Origin of the sequence: Cohnella sp. AR92 (assembly GCF_003990975.1) — a bacterium.
In the GTDB taxonomy this organism is placed as follows: Bacteria; Bacillota; Bacilli; order Paenibacillales; family Paenibacillaceae; genus Cohnella.
In genome coordinates this window covers 143,116-167,822 of the sequence record NZ_RZJR01000005.1, presented here as the reverse complement: position 1 = coordinate 167,822, position 24,707 = coordinate 143,116, and the positions used below count along the sequence as shown (strand labels likewise).

Genomic DNA, 24,707 nt, shown 5'->3' with positions numbered 1-24,707 from the left:
GCATTTCGATTAAGAATTACGCATACCTTCTCCCCTTAGAATTCTAACATAGCCTTGTTATTAAGCGCGCTTGCCTTCCACGGCGAGCAGGTACATCGTTTGGGAGACGGCCTCGGTCGCGACCCAGCTCCGGTATGAAGCCTCGGCGGCTGAGCGCTCCGCTTCGGTCAGGTAACCGTCGGCCACCAATTGATGGCCTCGGCTTGCCGCGACCTCCGCCCAGATGCCGATTCCGGCCCCCTGATCGAAGCCGGGGTCGCCCCTTCTTGTCGTCTCCGATTGGACGGTGACGACGATGTCGGACAGCCCCGCCGCTTCGAACATCCGAGCGAGTTCGTCGGCGATGCCGTTGCGCATGCCGCTGTCTGCCCGCCACTTCAGGAATTGCTCGTAGAAGCGCCGGAACGCCGCCGGCGGCTCCGGCTCCCAGGCGATCTTCTCGTGGTTATAGTCCAGCACGAGCACTTGGCCGCCGGTCTTCGCCGCTTCCACGATCTGCTGCAGCGCTTCTTCCGGGCGAGCCAGCCACTGCAGCACTCTTGCGGCGGTGACGACGTCGAAGCGCTCCTTGAAGGGCAGCGCGTAGATGTCGGCTACTTCGAACCGGAGCGATCCGTCCGGCTTGGCATGCTGGCGGTTGGCATCCGAGATCAGCCTCTCGTTCACGTCGACGCCGATCGCTTCCCCTTGCGGACCGACCGCTTCCGCCATGCCAACCGTGATCGCGCCGCTCCCGCAGCCGACGTCGAGCACGGAGAGCCCCGGCCGAAGCAGCTCGGCCAGCCTCTTATTCGAGGCAGTCAGCGATCTCCGGTTAATGACCTCGTTGGTTCCTTCGGGCATATGAGCTCTAGCTTGGGATACATCTGCCATTTTCCGCACCGCCTTCGTGGATGATTTTCCATATTATAGGGGTTATTAAGCTCTATGGGAAGAGGGTATTGGGAAATAGCGGAACCGCGCGTGCATAATTCATCCGGCCGAGGCGGATGCTACCAACGCATATTTGCGATTGGAGGAGATTCCGCATGTCGGAGGAGAGAACGTTATTCGCATACTTCAACACGCCCGACCAGGCGAAGGAAGCCGTGAGCAGAATGAAGTCGCTTCAGCTGGCGGACTACGCCATCGAGAGGATCGACGGCTACTCGGGTACGGGCATCCAGAGCCTGGACCGCATCGGCGGGACCATCACCGGCGACTTTCCGAGCCTGGCTCATCTGACCTTGAACGGAGACTTCGACGACAAAGACGCCGCCGTGCTTGCGGCCGCAAGCGTCAGCGCCAGCGGGATGAGCTCGGGCGGTCCCGACAATCGCGTCACCGGCCGCGACATCATGCTCGTCGCCATCGTGGCGGATGGAGACTACGCGGAAGCGGAGCGTATTGCTCAGGAATGCGGGGCTTTGTAGGGGCAAGATTAGCGCGAGTGTTTATTGCGAACTGAATTGAAGATAGAGAGGTGCCGCTGAACGATTCAGCGGCCTTTTTGGCGTTGGGCAGCCGAGGTTGACGGAGCATGGGAATGGTGTTAGCGTTTAAGCATACTTAGCGGCTCAGGAAAGTTAGCATTAGGTGAGGAGGTTGGCGAAGGATGAGCACTAGCTTCGCAAGAACGCCGGAGCAGGAGGAGCGCCTCAGGCTCATCGGCCAAGCAGCCGACAAGATGAAGAAAGGCGCGCACGATACAGATCTCGAGAACGGCTTCAGCCATCATCATATCGAATTGCTAAGGGAGATCGGCTATCCTGGCTGGACGGTGCCGAGGGAGTACGGCGGAGCGGGGATCAGCCTTTACGAGTTCTTGCTCTATCAAGAGCGGCTGGCTCAAGGCGATCCGGCTATCGCTCTCGGCATGGGCTGGCACCTGAGCGTCGTGTTCGAGCTCGGAGTGAAGCGGCCTTGGTCGGAGGCTGCTCTGGAGCGGGTCTTCCGGTCAGCGTTGGAAGGCGGGCTTACGAACCGCGCGAATTCGGAGAAAGCGACGGGCAGTCCTTCTCGCGGCGGCCGGTATCAGACGACGGCGAAACGAGCGGAGAACGGCGGGTATGTGCTGAACGGACGCAAGACGTTTACGACGCTGTCCCCGGCGTTGGATACGGCGATAGTCGGAGTGACGCTGGAGGAGGAGGGAATTCATGCGGATTTCCTGATTCCGATGTCAGCACCGGGAGTGTCGGTGGATCCCACGTGGAACGTGATGGGGATGCGCGGAACCGGGAGCCATGATCTTGTCCTGGACAATGTCGAGCTTCCGGAGGAGGCCCTCGTGTTCCGCTCCACGCAGAAGAGCGGTCCATCGATCAATCCCTATCTGCTGCATGTCCCGGCCTGCTACCTAGGCATTGCTCTCGCCGCGCGGGCGGAAGCGTTGGCTTTCGCGGCGGACTACCAGCCCAATACGCTCGATCGCCCGATCCTCTACGCTCCGAACATCGGCCAGCACCTCTCGGCGATCGATCTGGAGCTGTCCGCAGCGAGACACTACTTCTATTCCGTCGCCGCGCGCTACGAGGAATCGGACGGCAATCCGGATTACTGGCTTGCCGAGCTCGGCGCGGTGAAGGTATTCGCCGTCCAGACCGCCCTGTCCGTCGTGGACAAGGCGCTGAGAATCACCGGAGCGCATGGATTGAGGCAAGATCATCCTCTGCAGCGGCTCTATCGCGACGTAAGGTTCGGGCTCTCGAATCCCCCGATGGAGGATTCGGTGATGCGGCTGCTGCATCAGAGGGCGATACAAGAAAGCGAACGTACCCGGGAATAGGGACGTTCGCTTTCTTTGCTATTACCCTCGTTTTGCACAGAAAATTAGAGGGGAGGAGAGAACCCGGGAAGAATGGCGTTCGTGAAAGTCTAAAATCCCGTCTAAAATAATCGGAATAAAAGGCTATTCAAATAGAGAGAGCCATGTTATAGTAATTTTGTAATTATAATTACAAGCAATAGAAGAGGAAACGATGCCGAAGAGAAAAAGCACCGCCGTACTCTCTATCCGGCTGGACGACGAGGTCCTCAAGGCTGTGGACCTGCTCGTGGAGTCGGGACTAGAATCGAATCGTTCGAGAGCGGTAGTCCACTTCGTGAATGTAGGGGTGCGGGCCTCTCGCGATCTGCTTGTTCGGGCGCGGGAGCAGGCGGACAATCTGCAGCGGCTGAAGAGCGAGATGTTCGAAGCGGTTAAGCACCGGGACATCGACAAGGTAGCCGAGCTGATCCACCGCGACGCAAGCCTGGTCAATGCCAGCAGTCCGCAAGGAGAAACTCCCGTACTGATGGCCGCGCTCTTAAGGGCCAACGACATCAAGGAGCTGCTGCTTCAGAACGGGGCAGGAAGGCTGAACGTGTTCGAAGCCGCCGCCGTGGGGTACAACTCGAGAGTGGAGGAATTGCTGAACCAATCTCCGCAGATGCTGAACAGTTACAGCCATGACGGATTCCCGCTGCTTTCTCTTGCCGTGCACTTCGGCAACACCGAGACGGTGGAGCTGCTGCTCAGCCGCGGAGTGGATGTGCATGCTCGAAGCCGCGATGGAAGTCTCAACAACAAGGCAATCCATGCTACCGTGTTCGGCGGTTACGGACATCTCGTAGATCTGCTGATGGAGCACGGAGCCGACATTCATGCGAAGTGCGAGGGCGAGCTGAGAAAAGGCTTCAACGTGCTGCACGTAGCGGCTTACTTCGACAAAGCGCCGCTAATCGAGAAGTTCTTAGGCTACGGGGCCGACAAGACGGAGAAGAACGCGAACGGCGAGACGCCGTACGAGCTTGCCGTGTCGCTCGGGCATACGGCTTCCGCGGAACTGCTGCGAGTGTAACCGACAAGCAACGCCACCAATTACATACGACAACTCGACCGGACAGACGGAGAGACGCTGAATTTGCGAAGCGCCCTACGTCTGTCCTTTTTGTCGTATCCGAAGGAGAGGGATGTACGATGCAATACCGGAGATTGGGAAGAACGGGGCTCAAAGTATCCGAAGCGAGCCTGGGAACGATGGCGTTCGGGCGATGGATCGACGAGCGGGCATCCGGAGAGGTGCTGGACACGGCGCTGGAAGCGGGGATCAACCTGATCGACACCGCGGACGTATACGGAAGCGGGATGGACACGAACGACCGGTCGCGGTTCGGAGAATCGGAGGAGATCCTGGGCCGGCTCCTGCGCGGACGCCGCGACGAGATCCTGCTCGCAACGAAATTCAGCGCCCGGGTAGGGAATGGCATCAACGACGGCGGTCAGAGCCGCTATCATGTTTATCGTGCTCTTGAGAACAGCCTTCGCCGACTGCGGACGGACCACGTCGATCTCTATCAGATTCACGTGTTCGATCCGGAGACGCCGATCGAGGAGACGCTGCGTGCGCTTGACGATCTGGTGAGGCAAGGCAAGATTCGCTACCTAGGCTGCTCCAACTACGCGGCTTGGCAGCTGGCGAAGGCGCACGGAGTCAGCGCGCTGCACGGCCTGCATCGGTTCGAGAGCGTTCAGCCGGAATACAGTCTCATCACGAGAGGAATCGAACGGGAGCTCATTCCGTTCGTTCAATCGGAGAACGTCGGCGTCATCTCCTACAGTCCGCTGGGGAGAGGAATTCTAAGCGGCAAGTACCGGCAGGGCGAAGCTCCCCCGGCCGACTCCAGGCTGGCTCACGGCGAGAAGAGACTGGAGCTGCTGCTGGACTCGAATCCGGCGTACGCGCTTGTCGACGGGATTCGTCCGCTCGCCGAAGCGAGAGGCTGGACGCTGGCGCAGTTCGCCCTCTCCTGGGTACTGAGCCACTCCTATGTGACATCCGCGATTCTCGGAGCTTCGAAGCCGGAACACATCCGCGACTCGCTGCGGCACGTTCACGAGAAGCTCACGCCTGAAGAATTAAAGGAGATTGACGATATCTCTCGTCGAATCGGTCTTTTTACGCTATAAAACCATGTATTCACATATGCAAACTTTATATTTAGGGAGGATGAAAAAAACCATGACTCAATCCCAGCAAGCCAAGCGTCAGCTTCATCTCGGATTGTTCCTGTTCTCGACCGGCTATCACCCGGCGGGGTGGAGGCTGCCGGAAGCGAATGCCGCCGGCGCGTTCGATCCGAAGTTCCTGCATAGGGTCGCTCAGCGATTAGAGGAAGCGAAGTTCGACTTCTTCTTCCTCGGCGATGCCCTCGCGACAAGCGCGGACATGCAGCATACGTTCCCGTCGCAGATGGTGCGTCTCGAGCCGTTCACCATGATCGCGAACATTGCGGCGGTGACGGAGAAGATCGGCCTTATCGTAACGGCGAACACGACGTATTCCGAGCCGTATACGGTCGCTCGCCTAACGGCGTCGCTCGATTACCTGAGCGGAGGACGCCTCGCGTGGAACGTCGTCACCGGCATGGACGTGCGGGCGGCGCAGAACTACAGCCGGGAGAAGCATTGGGACAACTCCAAGCGCTACGACTACGCGGACGAGTTCGTGAAGATCGTGCAAGAGCTGTGGGACTCCTGGGAAGACGATGCATTCGTCCGGAACAAGGAGACCGGCGAGTTCGTCGACGGAAGCAAGGTGCATCGGATCAACCACGTCGGGGACCACTTCTCCGTGGCCGGCCCGCTGAACGTGGCGCGGCCGCCGCAAGGGCAGATTCCGCTGTTGAACGCCGGAACGTCGGAGCGCAGCCGGGACCTTGGGGCGAAGCAATCGAGCGCCGTCTTCACCGGGCAGATCCTGCTCGAGCTCGCGAAGGAGTTCTACTCCGAGATCAAGACGAAGGCCGTGCAGTACGGAAGGGATCCGGACGAGGTGTTCATTCTTCCCGGCCTCGTGCCTCTCGTCGGCCGGACGTCCGAGGAAGCGCGCGCCAAGTACCGCGAGCTGAACAGCCTGCTCGTGACGAACTTCGACCTTGCGCAGCTATCCGCAAGAATCGGCATCGATCTCTCCGTCTACCCGCTGGATGGGCCGTTGCCGGACCTATCGCTCTCGACGCTTCCGGGCGATGAGGTGAAATGGCTGGTCGCGCTGGCGCAGAAAGCGGAGGGCCGCAAGGACATCACCGTGCGGGAGCTGTTCCACTACTTCGCCGCCACTTCGCGAGGCCATCTTCTGATCGTCGGCGACCCGGAGGAGATCGCGGATCAGATGCAGGAATGGTTCGATGGAAGAGCGGCCGACGGGTTCAACATCTGCCCTCCGTACATGCCGGGCGGACTCGACCTGTTCATCGACCTAGTCGTTCCGGTTCTCCAGCGCCGCGGCTTGTTCCGAACGGAATATGAAGCCGAGACGTTCCGCGGGCACTTCGGCTTGTCCCGCCCCGAGAACCGCTTCGCCAAGAAGGCGGCGCTGCAGGGCGCAAGCGAGTAACCGGGGAGAATCCCGCTAGGCGGCGGGAAGGAAGGAGAGGAGCGTGCAACCGCATGGGCAACAACCAAGGCAATAAGAACTACAGATGGCGCATTCTCGTCGGACAGGTCGCGTTGCTGCTCGCTTGTCTGGGCGTAATCGAATACCTCGTCCGGGCGGAGATCGTCGGCAGCTTGTACCTGTCGAAGCCGACGCTGGTCTTTGAGGAGATTTACAAGCTGTTCTCGGACGGCGAGATTTTCCACCACCTGATCGTCACGCTTAAGGAATTCGCGGCAGGCTATCTGCTTAGCGCGTTCACCGGCATCGCGACGGGGATGTTGCTCGTTCTCGTTCCGTACGCGGAGACGTTCTTCCGTCCGTTCCTGTCGGCGCTTCTGGCCATCCCGAAGGTGACGATTATCCCGCTCTTGATGCTCTGGCTCGGAATCGGGTTGTCGCACAAGGTCGCGATCGTGTTCTTGTTTTGCTTTTTTACCATCGCGTTCAATACCATCACGGGCATCAAGCAGACGGCGGAGGCCCACCTCAAGGTGGCGAGAGTGTTCGAGGCGTCCAAGCTGCAAACCATCGTCAAGGTTATTCTGCCTTCCGCAGCGCCTACCATCTTCGTCTCGCTTAGGGTATCGGCGGCAACGGGCCTTGTCGGAGCGCTGTTCGGGGAGATGGTAGCCTCGAAGGACGGGCTGGGGAACCTGCTGGTGCAAGCGACGTCCCTGTACGATACGGCGAAGGCATTCGCGATCATTACGGTCGTGACGATCGTCTCCGTCCTGATTATCGGAGCGATCGATCTGCTGGAGAAGCGGATCGTGCTGAAGTGGAAGTCATCGTAATTAAAAAATGAATCGTTCATAAGGAGAGAGAAACCATGTTAAAGAGAAAGTGGATGGGAACCGGAATCGTGACGGCGGCGCTTGCGCTCGTTATCGCGGGCTGCGGAGGCAACAACAATAACTCGGGAGGTGCGGTCTCCCCTTCGGCTTCCGGAAGCGCTGCTCCATCTGCGTCGGCATCAGCTTCGGCGCCCGCGGAGCTTCAGAAGATCCGGTACGCTCCGTTTAACGGGGTGAGCGGACTGGCCGTTCGTTTCGGCATCGAGAAGGGCTTCTTCAAGGACGAAGGGCTGGACGTGGAGCTCATCTCCACTCAGAAGCCGATCGAAGCGTTGACGAGCAAGGATGTCGACATCGTCGACGTCGCAACGACGAACGCTATCGTAGCTGCGGGCAAGGGGGCTCCGATCAAGATCGTCTCCTCGATGTTCCGCACGAAAGGACCGTTCTATCTGGTCGCTCGCACGGGAATCGACAAAGTCGAGGACCTGAAGGGCAAGAAGGTCGGCGCCGCCGTTCTCGGCAGCGGGCTCGATGTCTACACCCAGACGATTCTGAACAAGCACGGGTTGAGCAAGGACGACGTTACGTACCTGGCTAACGGCGTGAACGAGGCGGCCTACGCAAGCCTGACTTCCGGCCAAGTCGATGCCACGATCATTCACGAGCCGTTCGCTTCGCTGGCGGAAGTCGAGGGGAAGGGCAAAATCCTCGCGAAGGGCTGGGATTACCTGCCGACCTTCCACACCGGCGTTCTCGCCTCTCGGGATGATTTTATCGAGAAGCATCCGGAACTCGTGGAGAAGCTGCTGCGCGCTTACTTTAAGTCGCAGGAATATGCGAAGAGCAATCTAGACGAGTACAAGAAGTTCTTCCTCGAGAACGTCAAAGTCGATCCGGCTGCGGTGGACAAGGCATTCGAGCGCGAGAACGTGCTGTGGGAGAACAATCCGGACGTCGATCTGAACGCCCTGCAGGATACGCAGCAGGTTCAAGTCGATCTGGGCTTCCAGGATAAGATCTATGACGTGAAGGATCTGCTGGACCTGCGGTTCATTCCGAAAAAATAAGCGGAGCGAGGTGTTCGTATGGCGGGATTCTCGATTCGCGGAGTATCCAAGGTATACGGGGGAGCGACTCCGACGGAGACGCTCTCGAACATCGATCTGACGATCGAGGACGGCGAGTTCCTGAGCATTCTCGGACCGAGCGGCTGCGGCAAGAGCACTTTGCTCGAGATTCTGGCCGGGCTGCAGCTGCCCACCTCCGGCGAGGTTTGGTTCGGCGGCGAGAAGCTGAAGGGGCCTGGCATCGAGCGGGGCGTTGTTTTCCAAGATCCGTCGCTGTATCCGTGGAGAACGGTCTATCAGAATGTCGAGCTCGGGCTGGAGCTGCGCGGCGTCGCGAAGGGCGAGCGCCGGGAGGCGGCGCAGCGGTATCTCGATCTGGTCGGGTTAAAGGGGTTCGAGCAGAAGTATCCCCATCACCTGTCCGGCGGCATGAAGCAGCGGGCCGGTCTCGCCCGGGCGCTTGCGAACAGCCCCGAGGTGCTGCTTATGGACGAGCCGTTCGGCGCGGTCGATCATCTGACCCGGCTTCAGTTGCAGGACGACCTCCTGAGAATATGGGAAGCGGAGAAGAAGACGGTCGTGTTCGTCACGCATGACGTATCCGAGGCGGTGTTTCTGGGCGACCGGGTCGTGCTGCTCTCTCCTAGGCCGGGGCGGATCAACCGAATCTTCCAGGTGTCGAAGCCGCGCCCGCGAAGGCGCGATGACATCGAGCTGCTGAAGATTCAGAACGATATCTATGCCGCGATTCACGAGGTGAGGTCTCCGGACAGCTTGGAGTTTACGATTTGAGGGTCGGATGCACGCTGTTCGGGAGTATGCTTGGCAAAAAAACAGGAGGAGAGTGGAAGGCATGTCGTTGTCCAATATTGTGAGCGTGGAGCAGTTGAAGGAAAGGCTGGCGAACGGCGAGCGAATCGTGTTGCTCGATGTCCGGTTTAATCCGAAGGAGCCTTCGTACGGCCGGGAAGCCTACGCGAAGGGGCATCTGCCGGGCGCCTTCTTCATCGATTTCAAGGCGGATCTGACCGATCCGGCCGGGGAGCACGGCGGGCGCAGCCCGCTGCCGACCCCGGAGCGGCTTGCTTCTCTGTTCGGGTCGCTCGGCATCGACCGAGAGACCGCTGTTGTTGCCTATGAAGACGGCAACGGTCCGGCCGCTTCGCGGCTGTGGTGGGTGCTCCGCTACTTGGGAGCGGAGCGCGCGCAAGTGCTGGACGGCGGCTATTCGGCCTGGACGGCCGCCGGGGGCTTGTTGTCTGCGGAGTCGGCGGTCGTCGCCGCTCCGCGCGAATTCGTTCCCGCGCCTAGAGCCGACTGGCTCGCGGGCGTGGAGGAAGCGCGCGTCGCATCCGCCGGGGGCGGCGCGAAGCTGGTGGACTCGCGCGACGCGGCGCAGTACGCGGGGCTCGAGGCGCCGTTTGACCCCGTCGCGGGGCACATTCCGGGAGCGTTGAACTACTTCTGGAAGGACGCGCTGGCAGCGGACGGGTCCTGGAAGTCGGCAGATCGGCTTCGCGAGCGGTTTGCCGATCTGCCGCCGAGCGGCGAGATCATCGTCTACTGCGGCTCCGGCATCTCGGCTACGCCTAACGTGCTTGCCCTGCGCGAAGCCGGGTACGCGAACGTGAAGTTGTATGCAGGAAGCTGGAGCGATTGGATTAGCTATGAGGGGAATCTGATTGCCACAGGGGACGAGTAAGAGCCGTAAGAGGGATAACGGTATCTAGACCTGAAATACATCGCCATTCGGCTTATATGCCGTGGCGATGTATTTTTATGCCCCGAAGTCAACTCGGAGTCAACAAATGGCTCTGAAAGTAACAGAATCCACGAGTGTGTTGTTCTTATCGGCGGTGAATTCTTCTAGCCGTTCAGCGTGCCGTCAAGCTTTTGCAGCGCTAAGAAATTCGTGTTCGTAAATTGCATTAATCCTTTCCAAAACGTTCCGGGATTGATCATTAAATTTTATCTCCGCAGTATGACCTTTTAGCAAAAACACGCCGGTCTCATTACGGTGTTCCCCGAGAGCACCTTCATACAACTGGCTGGCCCCATGAGTAGGTGGAGAGAAAAACAGCTTCATAAGCAATCTAACCACTATAGGCAGTCCGGATTCTTTACCTTTTCTTAGCGTATTATTGCCACCTGGGTCAACGCTGCGGATCTTAATGCCTTCCTTGGCAAGCTGCGGTGCAATAGCCTGAGTCCACAGCGTAAGCGCCAGTTTTGAAGTGGCATACGGACCAAGCAGTTTGCGGAAGGTTTTGGGGCGCTCCAGGATTTCGATATTAAACTCTTTCACATAGTTTAGTGCTGAAGATGAAGTATTGACTACCGTTTTTAAGCCGCCGTTTTTTAAGAGTTCCCTCAATTCCATCAGAATGATATACGGAACCACCGTCAACAGCTCATAATGCTTCTCGCGCCCTTGTTTCGAATAGCTCAGTTCTGAAAAGGACCCGCCGGCGTTGTTGAACAAAATATCGATCCGCTGCTCTTTGTCTTTAATCTCTCCCAATGTCCTTCTCAAGCTGGCATAATCGGTGAGATCCGCTGTTTTATAAATACGAAGCCATCCGTTCATGACGGCTTTTTGAATTCTCAAATCATCCGCCGGAAAATCGGAACGGTTCAATGCAACCACCTGCCAGTCCTCCGACAGCAACTTTCTGGTTAATTCCAACCCGATCCCGGCGCTTGCGCCCGTAACCAGTGCGATATTGTCGCGTTGGTTCGTATTCATTGTACGTCTCCTCCTGAATTCGGGATTTTTTCCCTTGATAGCGTACAGTCTATAAGTTGGAGTCGACTCCAAGTCAAGGGGCGGAATCAATGATTTTGACCCAAGTATAAAAGACTTGACTTGGAGTCAGCTCCAAGATGTATAATGCACCAAATAGCAAATTCTGGGAGGGGATCAGGATGAAGGCAGAGCAAATTTTTACGATAAAGCAAACCGCCGATAAAACCGGAATTTCCGAGGATACGATCCGTTATTACGAAAAGATCGCGCTGCTTCCCCGAGCGGACCGGAAAGACAACGGGCATCGCGTCTACCATCAGGAGGATATCAATAAGATCCGGCTGATATCATGCCTGAAAAAAACGGGGATGCCACTAGAGGAAATGCGGCCGTTTTTGGCGGTCTCCGCCGACGCCGATCCTGCGGAATATCCCGAGTTGGTGGAGCAATTAAGGAGCCATCGGGAAAATATCGTCAGCCAAATCGCCTCGCTGCAACAGGTTGTCGATTTTATCGACATGAAGCTGGAGGAGGGGAGATACCGCCGGGACTGCTCAGATGAGAGCCAGGACGGCGTTTCAGGGAAAATAATGGGGGAACCGAAGCCAAAGTCCGTCTCACCCGTCGAGATGAGTTATTTTTCCGTATCTGCCAAATCGGCCAAGTCGGCTTCCGTTTGAATTAACAAATGAAGAATATTTGGTGCAACCCCAAATCGAGACCGACCCATGGACGGAGGAGAGACAACCAAATACTGAAAGAAGCTGGCACCGGTCGGGTGACCGATGCCAGCTTGCAGCTTACTGACCTTTTGTGAACGTCCAAGAATTCATTCTCTCCTGGACTCGCGGGCGAGGCGAACCGCTTCCTGCCGATCGGCAACCTGGAGCTTGTTCAGAATATTGGTAATGTAGTTGGCAACCGTCTTGCCGCTAATACCCAGCTTACGAGCGATATCGGCATTCGAAGCCCCGCCTGTCATGAGGTACAGTACTTCGCGTTCCCTTCCCGCCAGGTCAGGGAAGGCTTCTTCCTTGGCTGCCGGCCGCGCCATTCCGAAATATTCAATCATCCTGGATGCGATGCCCGGACTGAAAATGGCCTCTCCGTTCGCAATGGCGCGAATGGCTCTTAGAAGCTCATCCTTGTTTGCATCTTTGAGGACGTATCCTTTGGCTCCATTGCGCATGGCGGTGAAGACAAACGAATCGTCTTCGAACATCGTTAAGATCAATATCCGAATGCCAGGGATCTTGGATGTGATTTCCCGAGTTGCTTCGATCCCGCTTGCCCCGGGCATCCGAATGTCCATGAGCATGACATCCGGAGCCAGACTCCGGGCCAGCTCGATCGCTTCTTCCCCGTTCGACGCCTCGCCTACAACCTCTACATCCGATGTGGTCGACAATAGGGTACGTACGCCATGACGGAATAACGGATGATCGTCTACGATGACGATTCGAATCTGGTTCATGCACTCACGCTCCCTTGATTCGCCTCAATAATCGGCAGGTATGCCAGAACCCTTGTTCCTCTAGGCTGTAAGGACTCAATGCGGCAGAATCCCCCAAGTTCCTCCGCTCTCTCGCGCATGGATCCTAAACCGATCCCTCCGCTTCCAAGCCACTCCGTTTTCTCGCGTAATCCCAGTCCGTCGTCCGTGACTTCGATTTCAATCCGGCCGTCCACACGCAGATGCACGTCACAGCGGGTTGCTCCCGAGTGCTTGACGACATTGACGATTGCCTCGGTAATGATTCGAAAGGCAGCGACCTCTACTGCAGCGGGAAGTTGCGGCAGCCGGTCAGGAGCATGGAGAAAGAACTGCAGTCCGTTCGGCGATGCTAAGGAGCTGCCTGCCACCGGCGGATTTACCGGACGGCATAAGTCGTTAATGCGCTCGTTGACGGCCCCGATGAGTCCTAATTCATCCAGTGCAGGCGGCCGAAGATCATGTACAAGCGTGCGGATATCAGCGACGCTGGAGCGGATCACGGTCTGCAGCTCAATGAGAATTTCTTTGGTTTTGGCGGGGTCGGATTGCAGCAGCGTCTCTGCCGCCGATGCGGTGAAGGCAAGCGCGGCAAGACGAGGTGCCAAATCGTCATGCAGATTCCGCCGAAGTCTGCGACGTTCTTCTTCTCTGGCTAGGACGAGCCGTTCCCGCGAATCACGCAAATCCTCCGCTACCCTCTGTAGATCAATCGAAGCCTTGGCACTTTGCACGACCGCCGCCGCCTGGCGAACCAGCATCTCCAGAAAACGATGATCGGAAGGCGAAAAAGATTCACCCGGTGAGCGCGGGCATACGAGTAAATTCCCGATCTTATCGCCGCGGTGGATGAGCGGAAGCTCAACAAGCTGCTCTTGGACGATTCCTTCCTTGGCCACGAGCAGAGCTTCTCCGTCCTGCACGAGAGACAGGCCGGCATAGGGCAGCCGCAAGGATTCCTTGACCGTGTGAACAACGACTTGCCAAGCATCTTGCGGAGTAAGCCGATCCACCAGCTTCTCGCCGAGCCGGGACAGGACAAGCAGAGGGTCTTCATTATCACCGTACATGAAGCGATTGAGACGGCGCTGCATGTTCTCTTTAACGGGTGCAAACAGTACGGCTACCAATCCGGTAGCGATGAGAGAGGCGAGCCACTGCGGTCCCGATTGAAATATCAAGCCGATATACCAAACGACAACAATATAAATCACGATGACAAATGCACTGAGAGAACCGTAAAGCAGCGTGCGATTTACGATCGGATCGATATCCCATAGTCTGCGTCGCATCAGAGCCAGAAGCAGGGCCACCGGTATGGCCATCATGCACGTCAACAACACAACATCCGAGAAGTAGAGATACAGGGGATTGTTCTGCAGCAGCTCATCTTGAAAAATATGAATCATTGAGATTAGCAGCAGCCCCGAAACGGCTACGGCCATGCCGAATACAGCCCACTTTGTCTGCTGGCGTTCCAGAGCGTCCAGCACTTTGCGATAGCGGTATATTTGAATCCCGATTAGAGACACCATCCAGAAGACCGTCCATGCGGCGAACAAAGGAGGGATTTGTTCGATATCCACCGCAGTGCCCGGAAAGAATCCCTTTAACGTGCCTACCGTCAGAATAAGCGCTAGGACGTAGCGACTCCAGCCGGGATTAATCCTGCCGTTCGGGAAAACAAAAAATAATGTAAATAAGGCGCCAAAGGATATATTGTTGAACAATTGGAGACAAAAGGTAAGAACGGGATGGATATTTTGCATGCCAAAAGAAATCGCATTAAACGTAAACGCTTGTGTAACCAGTGCGATGGAGGTCAATTGGCCGATAAATTCACTGGATTTTTTGCGAAAGATCAACAGCCCGACACTGATATATACGATTCCGAACAAACCGTATAAGCCCGCATATGCGGCTGCGAACCAAGTTTCATTAAACCCATGTGCCTGCAGCCATTCGGAGCTTGGCGGCGTATCGTAGAATGCTTCGCAGCTTTGGTCTACGCAATGATCCCGCAGTTGAACATAATAATCTGAAATGGCATATAGAAAAAGCGCCACACCGCATAGGCATATGAATCCCGAAATCAACCGACTTATTTTGGACATGGCGCTACCACCCAACCATTTTTTTACATAGGATTCCTCAAAAGTATAACAGAGGCTGTTTCGCAGCGTAAACACGGCAAAGCCGTTAATCTGTTTTTCCCAATGCATGTTCCCGGCATTTGGGAAAGCTGCGCTCTTATGGCGGGAATGCCGCAACCCTTACGATAAGGATGTGAGAAACACAAAACAATTTTTGAGGAGGAATTACGATGGTTGGTATTCCGAAAGGATATTTGAAGTTTGCGGGATGGTCGCTTGGAATCGGGGGTTTGATGGGATTTGCAGGGCAGTTGATTCATATTGGCGATACGCCGGGATCGGTGGATAAAATCCCGAGGTTCCTTGACATCGCGGTAAACACACACGTCTTATTGGCATGGGCGTCCATATTCGTGTTGATGGGCCTGCCGGCGATCTATCTGCGTCAGGCCGCTAAACTAAAAACATGGGGATGGATCGGTTTTCCTCTGCTATTCGTCGGAATGATGCTGGAGATATTCCATGGTCCTTTGCAAGTTATGGGCTATCCGATCATCTATAGTTCGGTTAGTAATGAGGCCGTGCTGAATACCGTGAACGATCAGGTGTCGAACATGACGGAGATGGCGCATTACCCGGCCGCCTATTCTTGGTTTATCCCGATCATTCCAGGAATTTTCTTAGGTTTATTGATATTGGGCATTGCAACGATTCGAGCGAAAGTGCTTCATAAGGGTTATGGAATTTTCGCGCTCGTTGTGTTGGTCTTGCTGGGCGGCGGTATGTCCGCACCTGATCTGCCAACTTTTGCGCTGGTTCATTTGGTGTTCGTCATGTTCGGCGTGAAGCTTGCATTCGAGAAAAAGACCGATGTGCCGGCTGAAGAGCAGCTAGCGGCATAAACAGAAGCTGCTCCCAGAATGGCCCAACTCGTAACGCGAGCAATGGTTTCCACCGTCTATACATTGCCAAGTGGGTAAAAACATGGCCAGAATCCCCGTCTGGGAAATCTGGCCTTTGCTCAGGGACGTTCGCTTTTTCCATAGTTCTATTTACGCCCGCACTTACCCCGGTGAACTGGCGTTCTGGCGAATGGAGACGGTTATGCCATCAAACAATACGGAGGCTTCCAAGGAGATAAAGCCGAATAATTTCGGCTCTACGCTCGAGAAGGTCATCGTGGCCGCAAAGTTCCCTGAAGCGTCGGTTATGGCTGGATTCGGGGCAATGGACAATAGCAGGAATGAACCCGGAAATGGTGTAAAGGTTACAGGCATTCCGGGTATGGGAGCACCCGATACCGACACGGTTCCGCTGATTGCATAAGTTAAAGCGGTCGTCTTCGTAATGGTCAATTTAATGCTGCAGGGGACGAATGTTATCGTGACCAACCCGTCTGCGTTCCCGACACCAACGGCATTAGCCTGCGAAGCACCGATATTGAATGAACCCCCGCCGCCCCCGCCGCCGCCTTTGGCAGAACCTCCTCCACCGCCGCCGCTATAGCCGCCGCCGCCCCCAGCGCCGCCGCCCATTCCGCCCCCGCCGCCGAATCCGCCGCTGGCGCTTGGTTCGCTTCCTCCTCCGCCGCCCCCGCCGCTGTTTATAGCCGTACCGCCGGTTCCGCCTTCGAGGCCGCCGGGAGTACCCCCGCTTGTCAATATTCCAGCGCCGCCGCCCCCGCCGCCTTCGTCTAGAAAAACAGAACCGGCACTCCCGCCATTGCCAGGAGTGCCTCCTGGATCTCCATCCGTACTAGCCGTTCCTTCTAGGGTTACAACTGCGTTGACTCCTGTTCCACCCGAAGCGGAAGTGCCGCCTCCGCCGCCGGCGGCGATAAGCAATGTGGCTTCAGTAAGGTCGCTAAATGAAGTTCCCGTCCAGACGAACGATCCGCCGCCCCCGCCGCCTGCGCTGCGACTTGCACCGCCCGAACCGCCGACCAGTATGGCCAACGTTGTTCCGCTTGAGATTGGATAGTCGCCTTGCAGAGAAGCGCCGGAAGCGCCGGATTTCACGATATTTCCGTATTCATCCTCGATTCCGCCGCCAGCGGCTCCAACAGCTTGGATGATGATGGTGCCATCGGAAGGAGCGGTGAAGGTTTGAAGACCTCCGGTGAACCGGAAGGCGGTAACGATTGTTCCGAATTCCTGCTGAATGGACCGCAGAGCCTTCCCGAGAAAGGCCAAGGAGTCCACAATCTCTCTCTCGGCCGGCCTTACCCGGTTGCGATGCAAGAGATACCTTGCTTCCTTCAACTCCACAAGGGCTTGCTTAAGCTGCTGGACGCTCGTAAGCTGGCTGCTCACCTGCATCGCCTCTTCAAGACCATTTTCCTCTTCGGTATCTTCGGCCTCGAAGGCGGCGCGTTAAACTTTAAACAACGGAGCGTCCTTGAGATGTCTACAATCGAATCGCCGATTTCAGCTTCTGCTTGATCGGTATTTGCGCGTTCCAAGAACCGAATGGCTTCCTGCACTTCCCTGATGGAGGCATTCAGCGATTTGAGGCAAATTCTTCGCTTATTACGAATCGTACCCACCCCAGCCCCTCCTATCGCGACTATTGTCCTTATAGGGTATACGTGGATAGGTCCCCATGATTGGATGGATATCCTTCGGTCAAATGTCCAATCTTTCTAGGTTATCTGTCGCTGTCCATTCCTTTGCTAGCCGCCTCCCGCAACCGCCTAATCCCCTCCTTGATATGAATCTCATTCATGTAAGAAAAGCTCAACCGGATAAAAGACTTCATTTGTCCAAGGGGATCGCATATCTCTCCCGGAACGAAGGAGACGGATTGCCGAAGGCTCTCCTCAAGTAGACGGCTTCCGTCCAGCGAATCGGGCAGGCGGATCCACAGATTGAGTCCGCCGTTCGGGCTGCTCCACTGCCAACCGGTTCCGGCTAATTCCGCCTCCATGACGTCTCTTCGGAGCTGCAGCGCCGTACGAAGCTTCTCGATGTGCTGGATCATCCGTTCGGATTGGAAGTAATGCAGGAACAGCTTCTGGTTAACGAGCGGAGTGCCGTTGTCGGCCAGAGCCTTGGCGATCGCCAATTGCTCCGTGACGGCCTTGCTTCCGATGACGCCGCATATGCGCAGACCGGGAGCCACGTACTTGCTGAAGCTGCGCAGGTAAACGACCCAGCCTTCCGTATCGTACGCGTAAAGGGGCGGGGGAGGCGGCTGCCCGAAGTACATGTCGTGGAACACATCGTCCTCGATCAGAAGGCATCGGTATCGTTCGGCCAGCTCGACGAGGCGTTTGCGGTTGGCGGCGGGTACCGTGAAGCCCGTGGGATTATGGAACGTCGGGTTCAAATAGAATAGTTTGGGCCGGCATCGTTCCATCAGTTCCTGCACCCGTTCCAAGTCGTACCCGTCGGGGCCGATCTCGACAGGCAGGAACCGCGCTCCGTGCTGGCGAAAGATATCGATCGCGGCGCTGTAGGTCGGGCGTTCGATCAATACGGCATCCAGCGGCCGCACGAAGATACGAGCAAGCAGGTCGATCGCCTGCTGCGCTCCGGTGGTGATCGTCATTGCCTCCGCCGTTACGGGGATGCCGAACTGCCGGCTTATGTGCGTGCAGAGGGATTCGCGAAGCTCCTGGTCGCCTTGGGGCGTCGAGTAGGTACCGATCATCTTCGGATACAGGTCGAACACTCGCTTCACGTATTCGGATAAATACGCATTCGGCAGCAGATTGGGATCGATTAGCGCTTGGGAGAGCTGGTAGTCTGCCGTCTTCTGCTGAATGGAGGCCATGCTGTTGCTCAGCCGATTGGAGGAGGGGACCGGCCGATTCGCTTGGGTCTCGAACGGATCGGCTCCCTGCTTGGCGGAAGGACTGACGTAATAGCCGGACTTCTCCTTCACATAGACGATTCCGTTCTGCTTCAACATCTGATACGCGCGAAAAACGGTAAGCCGGTGCATGCCCAACTCTTGGGCGAGGATTCGGACGGAAGGGAGCTTGTCATGCGCGCCCCATTCGCCGCGATCGATCCGATCGGCTATGTAATGATACGCTTGGGCATATTTGTCGGACTGGCTATCAGCCGATAGAGTCTTCACCGCGATCCCCACCCTCACTTAAGCTACGAATAGTTTACCGAATATCTCGGCCATCTGTTCTATGCCCGGTCAACTGTTCTATTCCCTTGCGATTATGATACAGCATAGGGGAGGAAAATAAACATGATCATCTTCAATTATTCGCTTATCTGCTTAATCTTCGGAACGACTTTCCTGGCGATCCGGATCGGCGTCGATGCATCCGTGCCGCCTTTCTTCTCGGCCGGAGTCCGCTTTCTGGCAGCGGGCGCTATCCTGTTCTTGTTTATGATTGGGCGGGGAAAAGCAAATTGGAGGCTGCTGTGGCGCAAAGAGTTCGCGATTATCGGCGCTTGCATGACGTTCGGAACGTTCTCCGCGTTGTATTGGGCGGAGCAATTCGTCGAATCCGGCATCGCGGCGGTCTTGTCCGCTACGGGTCCGCTTATTATTCTTGTCCTCCAAGCCTTGGTTCTGAGGCAGAGACCGTCAAGGATCACCGCGATCGGCTGCCTGGTCGGCTTCACCGGCATCGTGCTGATCATGCTTCCGAGCCTCACGGTATCTTCGGGGACCAAGTGGTTGATCGGCTGCGCCGCAATCCTGGTCGGCGAGCTGGCCTATTGCGTGGGGACGCTATACTCCAAGCCCGTCACTCAGAGGTATTCGAAGGAGTCGCCGATCGCCCACAACGCGGTCCAAATGATGTACGGCGGGCTGCTGCTGCTCCTGTTGTCTGCCTTTACGGAGCATGTCCGGGCGGAATCGCTGTTCACGTGGAAGGGACTCGGCCCGCTGTTCTATCTGATCGTCATCGGCTCGATGGTGGGGCACAGCCTGTTCTACTGGCTCGTCTCGAAGACGAATCCCGTTTTTCCATCGACCTGGCTGTACGTTTCGCCCATCATCGCTCTTGCCATCGGAGCGCTGTTCTATGGGGAATCCTTAACGTGGCTGTCGCTTGCCGGAGTGTTGACGGTTATCATCGGCACCATTCTCGCGAATGCGTCCAGCTTGGGACCGCTTCTTCGCAAGCGGACGGAAGCGCTTTATGAGGCTCGAGATTTTTAGCTGCCATTATTGACGTAAACAAAACGGGATGCAGCCACGATACGTGACTAGCATCCCGTTCAGAGTCATTCCAATTGTTCGAGACGATCGATGACCCACTTCCCGTCGGAATGGAGGAGATCAAACGTAAAGACAATATGCTCATCGGACTCGACGCTCTTAAGAGTCACGATGGCATTCGCCGCATCGGCTGCCTCCTTGATCTGAAAATCGATCGTGTCGCCTATCTCGAGGATTGACTCTAATAGAGAGGACGTCCAGACGTCTGGGGCGGTTTCGGCTTGATCTGCTTCCGTGTCCGTGCATAGCTCGGCTAACCTTGCATCTATCTCGGGCGAATACTCGATATTCAGAACTCTAAGTGCCAGATATTGCAGAATGGTCTCTTTTACGGAGCCCGGATATTCGCCAACATCCGTGTGCGTCGAGACGTAAACGAATTCCTTGCCTGTCCACCGATAATAACGTTGGGTTTCGTAGTACAGAACATCGTAACTGCTCCGGTCGCTGATAAGGCCGTCATAGTACCCGTCTTGGTTGTCGTCTGTCAACGTTTCTTCTCCGGATCCGGTTGCCGACGCGATGTAGAAGAGCTCCCGAGGTTCGCTGTTCTGGAATTCGATAATTTGAACGCCCTTTAACCATCCTCCGTTCGTGAGGCCGCACCAAAGGTACTTCTTATTGGAGCCCTGCAAACGAATCAATTCTACCTTATAGATACCATAGGCTTGAGCGGCCCAATTATCGCCAAGCTTCGTGAGCTGCCCGTCGGTCTCTCTCAGGAAGACCAGGTCCGATACCCACGAGTCCAGGGGGTCTTCTTCGCTGATCCATCCGAAAGCGAGTATAATCTCGTCCGTTCCATCCCCATCTAAGTCTTCTTTTGCGTGGAAAATAAGATTTCCTAAATGTTCCCCATCTACGAAATCGTAGTATTTCCGGAAAGAATCCGGCACGGTCGGCACAGGATTCGGGCTCTCACTTGGCTCCGGTGTTGATTGACTGACAGCCGTAACGCTTGGGGCAGCTGTCTCCTCTTGCACAGCCGTTTCCTTTTGAACATTAGAATCCTTGCAACCCGACAAAAGCAAAATTCCCGCTAACAGAAGGACGATCCACTTCGGCATTTATATTTCTCCTCAAGAGAATAGCAGCGTTATTTCATTATATTAACAAATTAATGCAGATAATGTACGGTGGTATGGTGCTTCAAGCCGCCGTTAGTGGCGTAAACACAAACGGGATGAAGCCACGATACGTGACTAGCATCCCGTTGAACGTTTTATTTGGTGTGCTTACTTACCTGTTAACCAGCCCTTACAATCCACCGACAATTCTTGAAGCTCATTAAACATTAAGCCTGCATGGTAACCATCGCAAACGGCATGATGGAATTGCACCGACAACGGCAGCAAAACCCTTTCATCTTGGCAATGGTACTTGCCAATCGTGAATATGGGCAGCAAATAATCTCCTCCGCTGTAAACATTCAGGTTGAACCCAGTAAAGCTAACCCACGGAATGCTGGAGATCGGAAAGGTGTTCGAAGGCTCGTTCGTGTCAGGGAAAAGCTGCTTAGCATTCTTATGCTTTTCGGTCTCTAGAAGGTAACTTCCGTAGAACGTCTGAAACTCCTCGCTGAACGGAGTCCATATGCTTGAGAAGGTTTTGCTCTCCTCATGGAATATGGTGAAGCTAGGAGACATCCGATCCCAAACGCCTAACAAACCCTCCGAATTAAAGCACGTTCGGAATTCGTTATGGCGATTAACCACTGTCGTAATCATGTAAATCAAAGCAGGATATAGCTTCATTCCCGTGCGCTTCAGTTCTGCCTGCAACAAAGAGATATCGAGATCGGCGGTCATGCTGTAGGTGCATCTAACATGGTTTAAATAATGTTCGAAATAAGGCTTTCGGGCCCAACTATCCATATCGATCCGATTAAAATTCATTTTTTTACCCTCCTAAAATTTTATTATTCTAGGAGGGATAATCGACTGCTTTAACCATATCCCGATCACGTTCCTTGTTTATTTTGTAAACCTCACTCACCTCAAGGGGTGATCCGGCGTGACTGAGCATTGCGGCTTGCATGTCCATATTTTATCATTTTCCAGCCAGGTATTTGAAGGGCGATTTTATCGGCGGGCGGCTCGATCATCGTGTAAACGGTTTGGGATAATCGAATTGTTCTCGCCCTCGTCTTTGATATTGCGGGGCTTGTTGTTCTTAAATCGGTTGCGGAACAAGAAGTTGGCCCTATGCGCGGAGCGGATAAAAACGCCGTAGAGTCGGTTCCGCACCATGCGATTGGCCTGGATATCGTTGAAATCCGAGTTGACGTTGATCCCGCTTTGACGCTGGTCCGTGATCTCGTTGAATCCCGCAAAGCCGTAGTTCGAATTCCATAGGATGCCGTTCTGTCTGTTACCCATGATGGTGCTATTCAAAATCAAACTGTTCGTGCCCTGGCTGTTAACGCCATTGCTGCCGTTGCGGACGAGGCGGTTGCCCAGGATCAAGGTATTGTCGAGCTCGTTCAGCATAATGCCTTCGCCGCGGTTGCCGAATATCCGGTTGCCCGATATTGCGTTATGGCCGCTGCCGCTTATTTCGATCCCATGGGCGGAGTTTCTTCGAATCCAATTATCGATCGTCCAGTTCCCTGTGCTCCCATTTAACCGAATGCCCGTACCTATGCCCGATCCGGCTTTGCCGATTCGCACTACGGTATTTCTCGCTAACAGGTTGCCGACGGATTGCTCGACGGATAGGCCAGTCGGGTTGCTGCCGCCGCTAATGGCGCTTATCCAATTGCGAATCACGCGATTGGACTTGCCGGTAGCAATCGTAATGCCGCTCGACAGATAGTTTCGTATCGCAAAGCCGGAAATTTCGGCTCCAAAGACGTTGTCTAACGCGAATGCCTCAGACAAGGCGTGCCTTCCGTCCAGAATCGCGAGATTCTTCCGATGGGACACGATGCGAACATTGCTTTGGTCGGTCGACAGCCGCACGCGTTCCGAATAAACGCCTTTATGCACCAGAACCACATCGCCCGGATTCGCCGCCGCAACCGCGTCCTGTATGGCCGTCGGACTGCCGGGATACACGTCGATAATCGCCATGCGCGCTTTCGCCTCCATAAATCCATTCCTGCCTATAATAAATTCAAAGGCGTTAAGAATCGCATGGAACAATCGCCTATTTGCGACTCGCTTGCGGAACAAAAAAAGACGGCGCAGGGGATTGCCCTGCGCCGTCATTTACTCCTCCCCCACCGCCACCGGATTCTCGTCATACGACGTCCAGTCGCTCCAGCTCCCGACATAAAGCTTCACATTCTTGTAACCAGCCTCCGTCAGAGCCAGCACATTAGGAGTAGCCGTTACCCCGCCGCCGCAGTAGACGATGATCTCCGATTCGGCTGGCAGATCCTTAAAGCGCTCCCGTTGAACCTCTGCGCTCTGGAAGATGCCGCCGGGGGAGCCGGCTTCCCAGAAGCGGTTTATCGCGCCGGGGATGTGGCCGGCTTTGGCGTACTTACTGGTGTCTTCACCCGTGAAGTGGTCGGGCTTCCTTGAATCGATCAGCACGTGACCTTCTTTGCCTGCGCCAGCCTTCACATCCTCAATGTCCGCGAATATCGCTTCATTCGTGCGAACGACGAACTCCTTACCCGCTGGAACTGGAAGCTCATCCGTCACCGGCTGACCCGCATCCCGCCAGCCGGAGAAGCCTTCCGCCAGCAGCCTGACGCGCTCGTGGCCGAGGTACTTGAGCGTCCACCAGAGCCGGCCGGCGATGCTTCCTCCTTGATCATCATAGACGATGACGTCCGTGTCATCGCCGATTCCAGCCGCGCCCAGCTTGCGGGCGAGCTCGTCCAGGGGCGGGACGGGGCGGCCGCCGCCGTGCTTCTGCTTCGGACCGGACAAGTCCGCGTCCAGGTCGAAGAAGACAGCGCCCGGAATATGGCTCTCCTCGTATGCTCTTCGGCCCTCCTCCGGCTGCCCCAGCACGAAACGAACGTCGGCGAAGACGACGTTCGATTTTCCAAGATGCGTTGCTGCCTCTGATACCGCGATGATGTTAGACATGTGGATTCCCTCCGATCGGCAGGATCAGCTCCGTGACGTAATTGTCGCTGTCCGCCGTGCTCCATGGATCGATGATGTAACGTTCGTAAGATGCGCCCTGCAGCTCGACTTCCTGCCGATCCGCCCACTCTTGAACCTCGCGATAGGTCTGGCCGATCGTCCGATAGTCGCCGCGATGGACGACGCTGATGGCTTGGAAGCCGCCGACCTCGGTCGTCAAGCCCGCGTTCGACTCGTCGTCGATGACCGCGGTGTAGCAGTCGACGCCCGTGAACGTATGGTTCACGCGCCGCCCGAAGTCCTCGAAGTACAGCATGAACGGGCCGTAGGCGAAGAGGTTATGGCGATGGCACAACTCGACGAAAAGATTGCTGTACAGAACCTCCATGTCCGAGGCCTGCTGCTCCTTGACCTCGTAGCGGAACGACATCGTGCGGTAGAGGGGGAACCTTGCGATCTGGATCTCCTTCTCCTTGGGCGGTTCGGCCAGCAGCGATTCTCCTTGCTTGAGCAGCCGATGCCATTCCTTGATGGCGAAGTGCTTCTTCTGAAGCTCCGCCATCTGCTGCTCGACGACAAGAAGCTCCTTCGCCATGTAGTCTTCCAGCACGTCGAAGTTCTGGCGATCCAGCATGCGCCCGATGTCCTCGAGCTTGAAGCCGAGCTGCTTGTAATACTTGATCAGGGGGATCTTGCGCAGGCCTTCCTTGGAATAGTAGCGGTAGTTGTTGTCCGGCGATAGGCGATCCGGCTTCAGCAGCCCGATCTCGTCATAATAGCGCAGCGTGCGGATCGGAATCCGGCACAGCTTCGACACTTCTCCGATCGTATGCCATTCCGCCATGCTTGCTCCCCCTAACGATGTATTTTCCAAC

Annotated in this window: 23 protein-coding genes; 12 read left to right on the top strand and 11 right to left on the bottom strand. The window is 56.0% G+C overall.

The genetic code is table 11. The annotated features are described in order from the left end of the window. Positions 1-60: 60 nt before the first annotated feature. Complete coding sequence (locus ELR57_RS09555; RefSeq protein ID WP_126958818.1) at positions 61-873, bottom strand: methyltransferase domain-containing protein; 813 nt, start codon at positions 871-873, stop codon at positions 61-63. A 155-nt stretch (positions 874-1,028) separates the two neighbouring features. On the opposite strand from ELR57_RS09555, the gene ELR57_RS09550 reads away from it, so the two are divergent. The 9 genes from ELR57_RS09550 to ELR57_RS09510 all read left to right on the top strand — a co-directional run bounded on the left by ELR57_RS09550 (position 1,029) and on the right by ELR57_RS09510 (position 9,967). Then, the gene (locus tag ELR57_RS09550) at positions 1,029-1,412 is read left to right on the top strand and encodes a hypothetical protein (RefSeq protein ID WP_126958817.1); all 384 of its coding nucleotides are present in this window, start codon (positions 1,029-1,031) and stop codon (positions 1,410-1,412) included. A gap of 182 nt (positions 1,413-1,594) precedes the next feature. Further along, entirely contained in the window at positions 1,595-2,767 is a 1,173-nt protein-coding gene (locus ELR57_RS09545) for an acyl-CoA dehydrogenase family protein (protein WP_126958815.1), read from the top strand. Between the two features lie 193 nt (positions 2,768-2,960). Then, positions 2,961-3,821, top strand: coding sequence for an ankyrin repeat domain-containing protein (locus ELR57_RS09540; RefSeq protein ID WP_126958814.1), 861 nt, complete (start codon positions 2,961-2,963; stop codon positions 3,819-3,821). Positions 3,822-3,940: 119 nt separating this feature from the next. Next, positions 3,941-4,930: an aldo/keto reductase gene (locus ELR57_RS09535; protein WP_126958812.1), complete on the top strand. Its 990-nt coding sequence runs from the start codon at positions 3,941-3,943 to the stop codon at positions 4,928-4,930. A 52-nt stretch (positions 4,931-4,982) separates the two neighbouring features. Next, positions 4,983-6,359 (top strand): LLM class flavin-dependent oxidoreductase, encoded by a 1,377-nt coding sequence (locus ELR57_RS09530; protein WP_126958811.1) that lies wholly within the window; start codon positions 4,983-4,985, stop codon positions 6,357-6,359. A 53-nt stretch (positions 6,360-6,412) separates the two neighbouring features. Beyond that, positions 6,413-7,195, top strand: coding sequence for an ABC transporter permease (locus ELR57_RS09525; RefSeq protein WP_126958810.1), 783 nt, complete (start codon positions 6,413-6,415; stop codon positions 7,193-7,195). Between the two features lie 35 nt (positions 7,196-7,230). Beyond that, entirely contained in the window at positions 7,231-8,265 is a 1,035-nt protein-coding gene (locus ELR57_RS09520; protein WP_238162468.1) for an ABC transporter substrate-binding protein, read from the top strand. Positions 8,266-8,283: 18 nt separating this feature from the next. Then, positions 8,284-9,057: an ABC transporter ATP-binding protein gene (locus tag ELR57_RS09515; RefSeq protein WP_126958808.1), complete on the top strand. Its 774-nt coding sequence runs from the start codon at positions 8,284-8,286 to the stop codon at positions 9,055-9,057. A gap of 61 nt (positions 9,058-9,118) precedes the next feature. After that, positions 9,119-9,967, top strand: coding sequence for a sulfurtransferase (locus ELR57_RS09510; protein ID WP_370452236.1), 849 nt, complete (start codon positions 9,119-9,121; stop codon positions 9,965-9,967). Between the two features lie 183 nt (positions 9,968-10,150). Here ELR57_RS09510 and ELR57_RS09505 read toward each other — a convergent pair whose 3' ends face one another. After that, positions 10,151-11,011, bottom strand: a complete 861-nt coding sequence (locus ELR57_RS09505; protein WP_126958807.1) for an SDR family NAD(P)-dependent oxidoreductase — start codon at positions 11,009-11,011, stop codon at positions 10,151-10,153. A 179-nt stretch (positions 11,012-11,190) separates the two neighbouring features. Here ELR57_RS09505 and ELR57_RS09500 point away from each other — a divergent pair, with 179 nt between their 5' ends. After that, the gene (locus tag ELR57_RS09500; protein ID WP_126958805.1) at positions 11,191-11,691 is read left to right on the top strand and encodes a MerR family transcriptional regulator; all 501 of its coding nucleotides are present in this window, start codon (positions 11,191-11,193) and stop codon (positions 11,689-11,691) included. Between the two features lie 149 nt (positions 11,692-11,840). On the opposite strand, the gene ELR57_RS09495 is transcribed toward ELR57_RS09500, so the two are convergent. Both ELR57_RS09495 and ELR57_RS09490 read right to left on the bottom strand, forming a co-directional pair. Next, a complete protein-coding gene (locus tag ELR57_RS09495) occupies positions 11,841-12,485 on the bottom strand; it encodes a response regulator transcription factor (protein ID WP_126958804.1) in 645 nt (214 codons plus the stop codon). Next, positions 12,482-14,725: a GAF domain-containing sensor histidine kinase gene (locus ELR57_RS09490; protein WP_126958803.1), complete on the bottom strand. Its 2,244-nt coding sequence runs from the start codon at positions 14,723-14,725 to the stop codon at positions 12,482-12,484. Before ELR57_RS09490 ends, ELR57_RS09495 begins: the two co-directional genes overlap by 4 nt. Before the next feature lie 101 nt (positions 14,726-14,826). Between ELR57_RS09490 and ELR57_RS09485 the strand changes: the two genes are divergently transcribed. Continuing rightward, positions 14,827-15,498, top strand: coding sequence for a hypothetical protein (locus tag ELR57_RS09485; RefSeq protein ID WP_126958801.1), 672 nt, complete (start codon positions 14,827-14,829; stop codon positions 15,496-15,498). A 162-nt stretch (positions 15,499-15,660) separates the two neighbouring features. Here the strand turns inward: ELR57_RS09485 and ELR57_RS28485 are convergent, their stop codons facing one another. Continuing rightward, entirely contained in the window at positions 15,661-16,908 is a 1,248-nt protein-coding gene (locus ELR57_RS28485; RefSeq protein WP_158629976.1) for a hypothetical protein, read from the bottom strand. 334 nt (positions 16,909-17,242) lie between these two features. Continuing rightward, positions 17,243-18,685: an aminotransferase-like domain-containing protein gene (locus tag ELR57_RS09465; protein ID WP_126958996.1), complete on the bottom strand. Its 1,443-nt coding sequence runs from the start codon at positions 18,683-18,685 to the stop codon at positions 17,243-17,245. 117 nt (positions 18,686-18,802) lie between these two features. Here ELR57_RS09465 and ELR57_RS09460 point away from each other — a divergent pair, with 117 nt between their 5' ends. Next, positions 18,803-19,729, top strand: a complete 927-nt coding sequence (locus ELR57_RS09460; protein WP_126958795.1) for a DMT family transporter — start codon at positions 18,803-18,805, stop codon at positions 19,727-19,729. A gap of 65 nt (positions 19,730-19,794) precedes the next feature. Here ELR57_RS09460 and ELR57_RS09455 read toward each other — a convergent pair whose 3' ends face one another. The 5 genes from ELR57_RS09455 to ELR57_RS09435 all read right to left on the bottom strand — a co-directional run bounded on the left by ELR57_RS09455 (position 19,795) and on the right by ELR57_RS09435 (position 24,676). Beyond that, positions 19,795-20,856: a hypothetical protein gene (locus ELR57_RS09455; RefSeq protein ID WP_126958793.1), complete on the bottom strand. Its 1,062-nt coding sequence runs from the start codon at positions 20,854-20,856 to the stop codon at positions 19,795-19,797. 168 nt (positions 20,857-21,024) lie between these two features. Beyond that, positions 21,025-21,684: a type A chloramphenicol O-acetyltransferase gene (gene catA, locus ELR57_RS09450; protein WP_126958791.1), complete on the bottom strand. Its 660-nt coding sequence runs from the start codon at positions 21,682-21,684 to the stop codon at positions 21,025-21,027. Between the two features lie 186 nt (positions 21,685-21,870). Beyond that, positions 21,871-22,860 (bottom strand): right-handed parallel beta-helix repeat-containing protein, encoded by a 990-nt coding sequence (locus ELR57_RS09445; RefSeq protein WP_158629975.1) that lies wholly within the window; start codon positions 22,858-22,860, stop codon positions 21,871-21,873. A gap of 138 nt (positions 22,861-22,998) precedes the next feature. Further along, positions 22,999-23,832: a sulfurtransferase gene (locus tag ELR57_RS09440; protein WP_126958788.1), complete on the bottom strand. Its 834-nt coding sequence runs from the start codon at positions 23,830-23,832 to the stop codon at positions 22,999-23,001. Further along, positions 23,825-24,676, bottom strand: coding sequence for a MerR family transcriptional regulator (locus ELR57_RS09435; RefSeq protein ID WP_126958786.1), 852 nt, complete (start codon positions 24,674-24,676; stop codon positions 23,825-23,827). The genes ELR57_RS09440 and ELR57_RS09435 overlap by 8 nt, the downstream gene beginning before the upstream one ends. Between the last annotated feature and the right edge of the window lie 31 nt (positions 24,677-24,707).

What these genes read in the sequence shown, in the direction of transcription:
- ELR57_RS09555 (WP_126958818.1), bottom strand. Translation starts at nt 873, where the DNA reads ATGGCAGATGTATCCCAAGCTAGAGCTCATATGCCCGAAGGAACCAAC.
- ELR57_RS09550 (WP_126958817.1), top strand. Translation starts at nt 1,029, where the DNA reads ATGTCGGAGGAGAGAACGTTATTCGCATACTTCAACACGCCCGACCAG.
- ELR57_RS09545 (WP_126958815.1), top strand. Translation starts at nt 1,595, where the DNA reads ATGAGCACTAGCTTCGCAAGAACGCCGGAGCAGGAGGAGCGCCTCAGG.
- ELR57_RS09540 (WP_126958814.1), top strand. Translation starts at nt 2,961, where the DNA reads ATGCCGAAGAGAAAAAGCACCGCCGTACTCTCTATCCGGCTGGACGAC.
- ELR57_RS09535 (WP_126958812.1), top strand. Translation starts at nt 3,941, where the DNA reads ATGCAATACCGGAGATTGGGAAGAACGGGGCTCAAAGTATCCGAAGCG.
- ELR57_RS09530 (WP_126958811.1), top strand. Translation starts at nt 4,983, where the DNA reads ATGACTCAATCCCAGCAAGCCAAGCGTCAGCTTCATCTCGGATTGTTC.
- ELR57_RS09525 (WP_126958810.1), top strand. Translation starts at nt 6,413, where the DNA reads ATGGGCAACAACCAAGGCAATAAGAACTACAGATGGCGCATTCTCGTC.
- ELR57_RS09520 (WP_238162468.1), top strand. Translation starts at nt 7,231, where the DNA reads ATGTTAAAGAGAAAGTGGATGGGAACCGGAATCGTGACGGCGGCGCTT.
- ELR57_RS09515 (WP_126958808.1), top strand. Translation starts at nt 8,284, where the DNA reads ATGGCGGGATTCTCGATTCGCGGAGTATCCAAGGTATACGGGGGAGCG.
- ELR57_RS09510 (WP_370452236.1), top strand. Translation starts at nt 9,119, where the DNA reads ATGTCGTTGTCCAATATTGTGAGCGTGGAGCAGTTGAAGGAAAGGCTG.
- ELR57_RS09505 (WP_126958807.1), bottom strand. Translation starts at nt 11,011, where the DNA reads ATGAATACGAACCAACGCGACAATATCGCACTGGTTACGGGCGCAAGC.
- ELR57_RS09500 (WP_126958805.1), top strand. Translation starts at nt 11,191, where the DNA reads ATGAAGGCAGAGCAAATTTTTACGATAAAGCAAACCGCCGATAAAACC.
- ELR57_RS09495 (WP_126958804.1), bottom strand. Translation starts at nt 12,485, where the DNA reads ATGAACCAGATTCGAATCGTCATCGTAGACGATCATCCGTTATTCCGT.
- ELR57_RS09490 (WP_126958803.1), bottom strand. Translation starts at nt 14,725, where the DNA reads ATGCATTGGGAAAAACAGATTAACGGCTTTGCCGTGTTTACGCTGCGA.
- ELR57_RS09485 (WP_126958801.1), top strand. Translation starts at nt 14,827, where the DNA reads ATGGTTGGTATTCCGAAAGGATATTTGAAGTTTGCGGGATGGTCGCTT.
- ELR57_RS09460 (WP_126958795.1), top strand. Translation starts at nt 18,803, where the DNA reads ATGATCATCTTCAATTATTCGCTTATCTGCTTAATCTTCGGAACGACT.
- ELR57_RS09455 (WP_126958793.1), bottom strand. Translation starts at nt 20,856, where the DNA reads ATGCCGAAGTGGATCGTCCTTCTGTTAGCGGGAATTTTGCTTTTGTCG.
- catA (WP_126958791.1), bottom strand. Translation starts at nt 21,684, where the DNA reads ATGAATTTTAATCGGATCGATATGGATAGTTGGGCCCGAAAGCCTTAT.
- ELR57_RS09445 (WP_158629975.1), bottom strand. Translation starts at nt 22,860, where the DNA reads ATGGCGATTATCGACGTGTATCCCGGCAGTCCGACGGCCATACAGGAC.
- ELR57_RS09440 (WP_126958788.1), bottom strand. Translation starts at nt 23,832, where the DNA reads ATGTCTAACATCATCGCGGTATCAGAGGCAGCAACGCATCTTGGAAAA.
- ELR57_RS09435 (WP_126958786.1), bottom strand. Translation starts at nt 24,676, where the DNA reads ATGGCGGAATGGCATACGATCGGAGAAGTGTCGAAGCTGTGCCGGATT.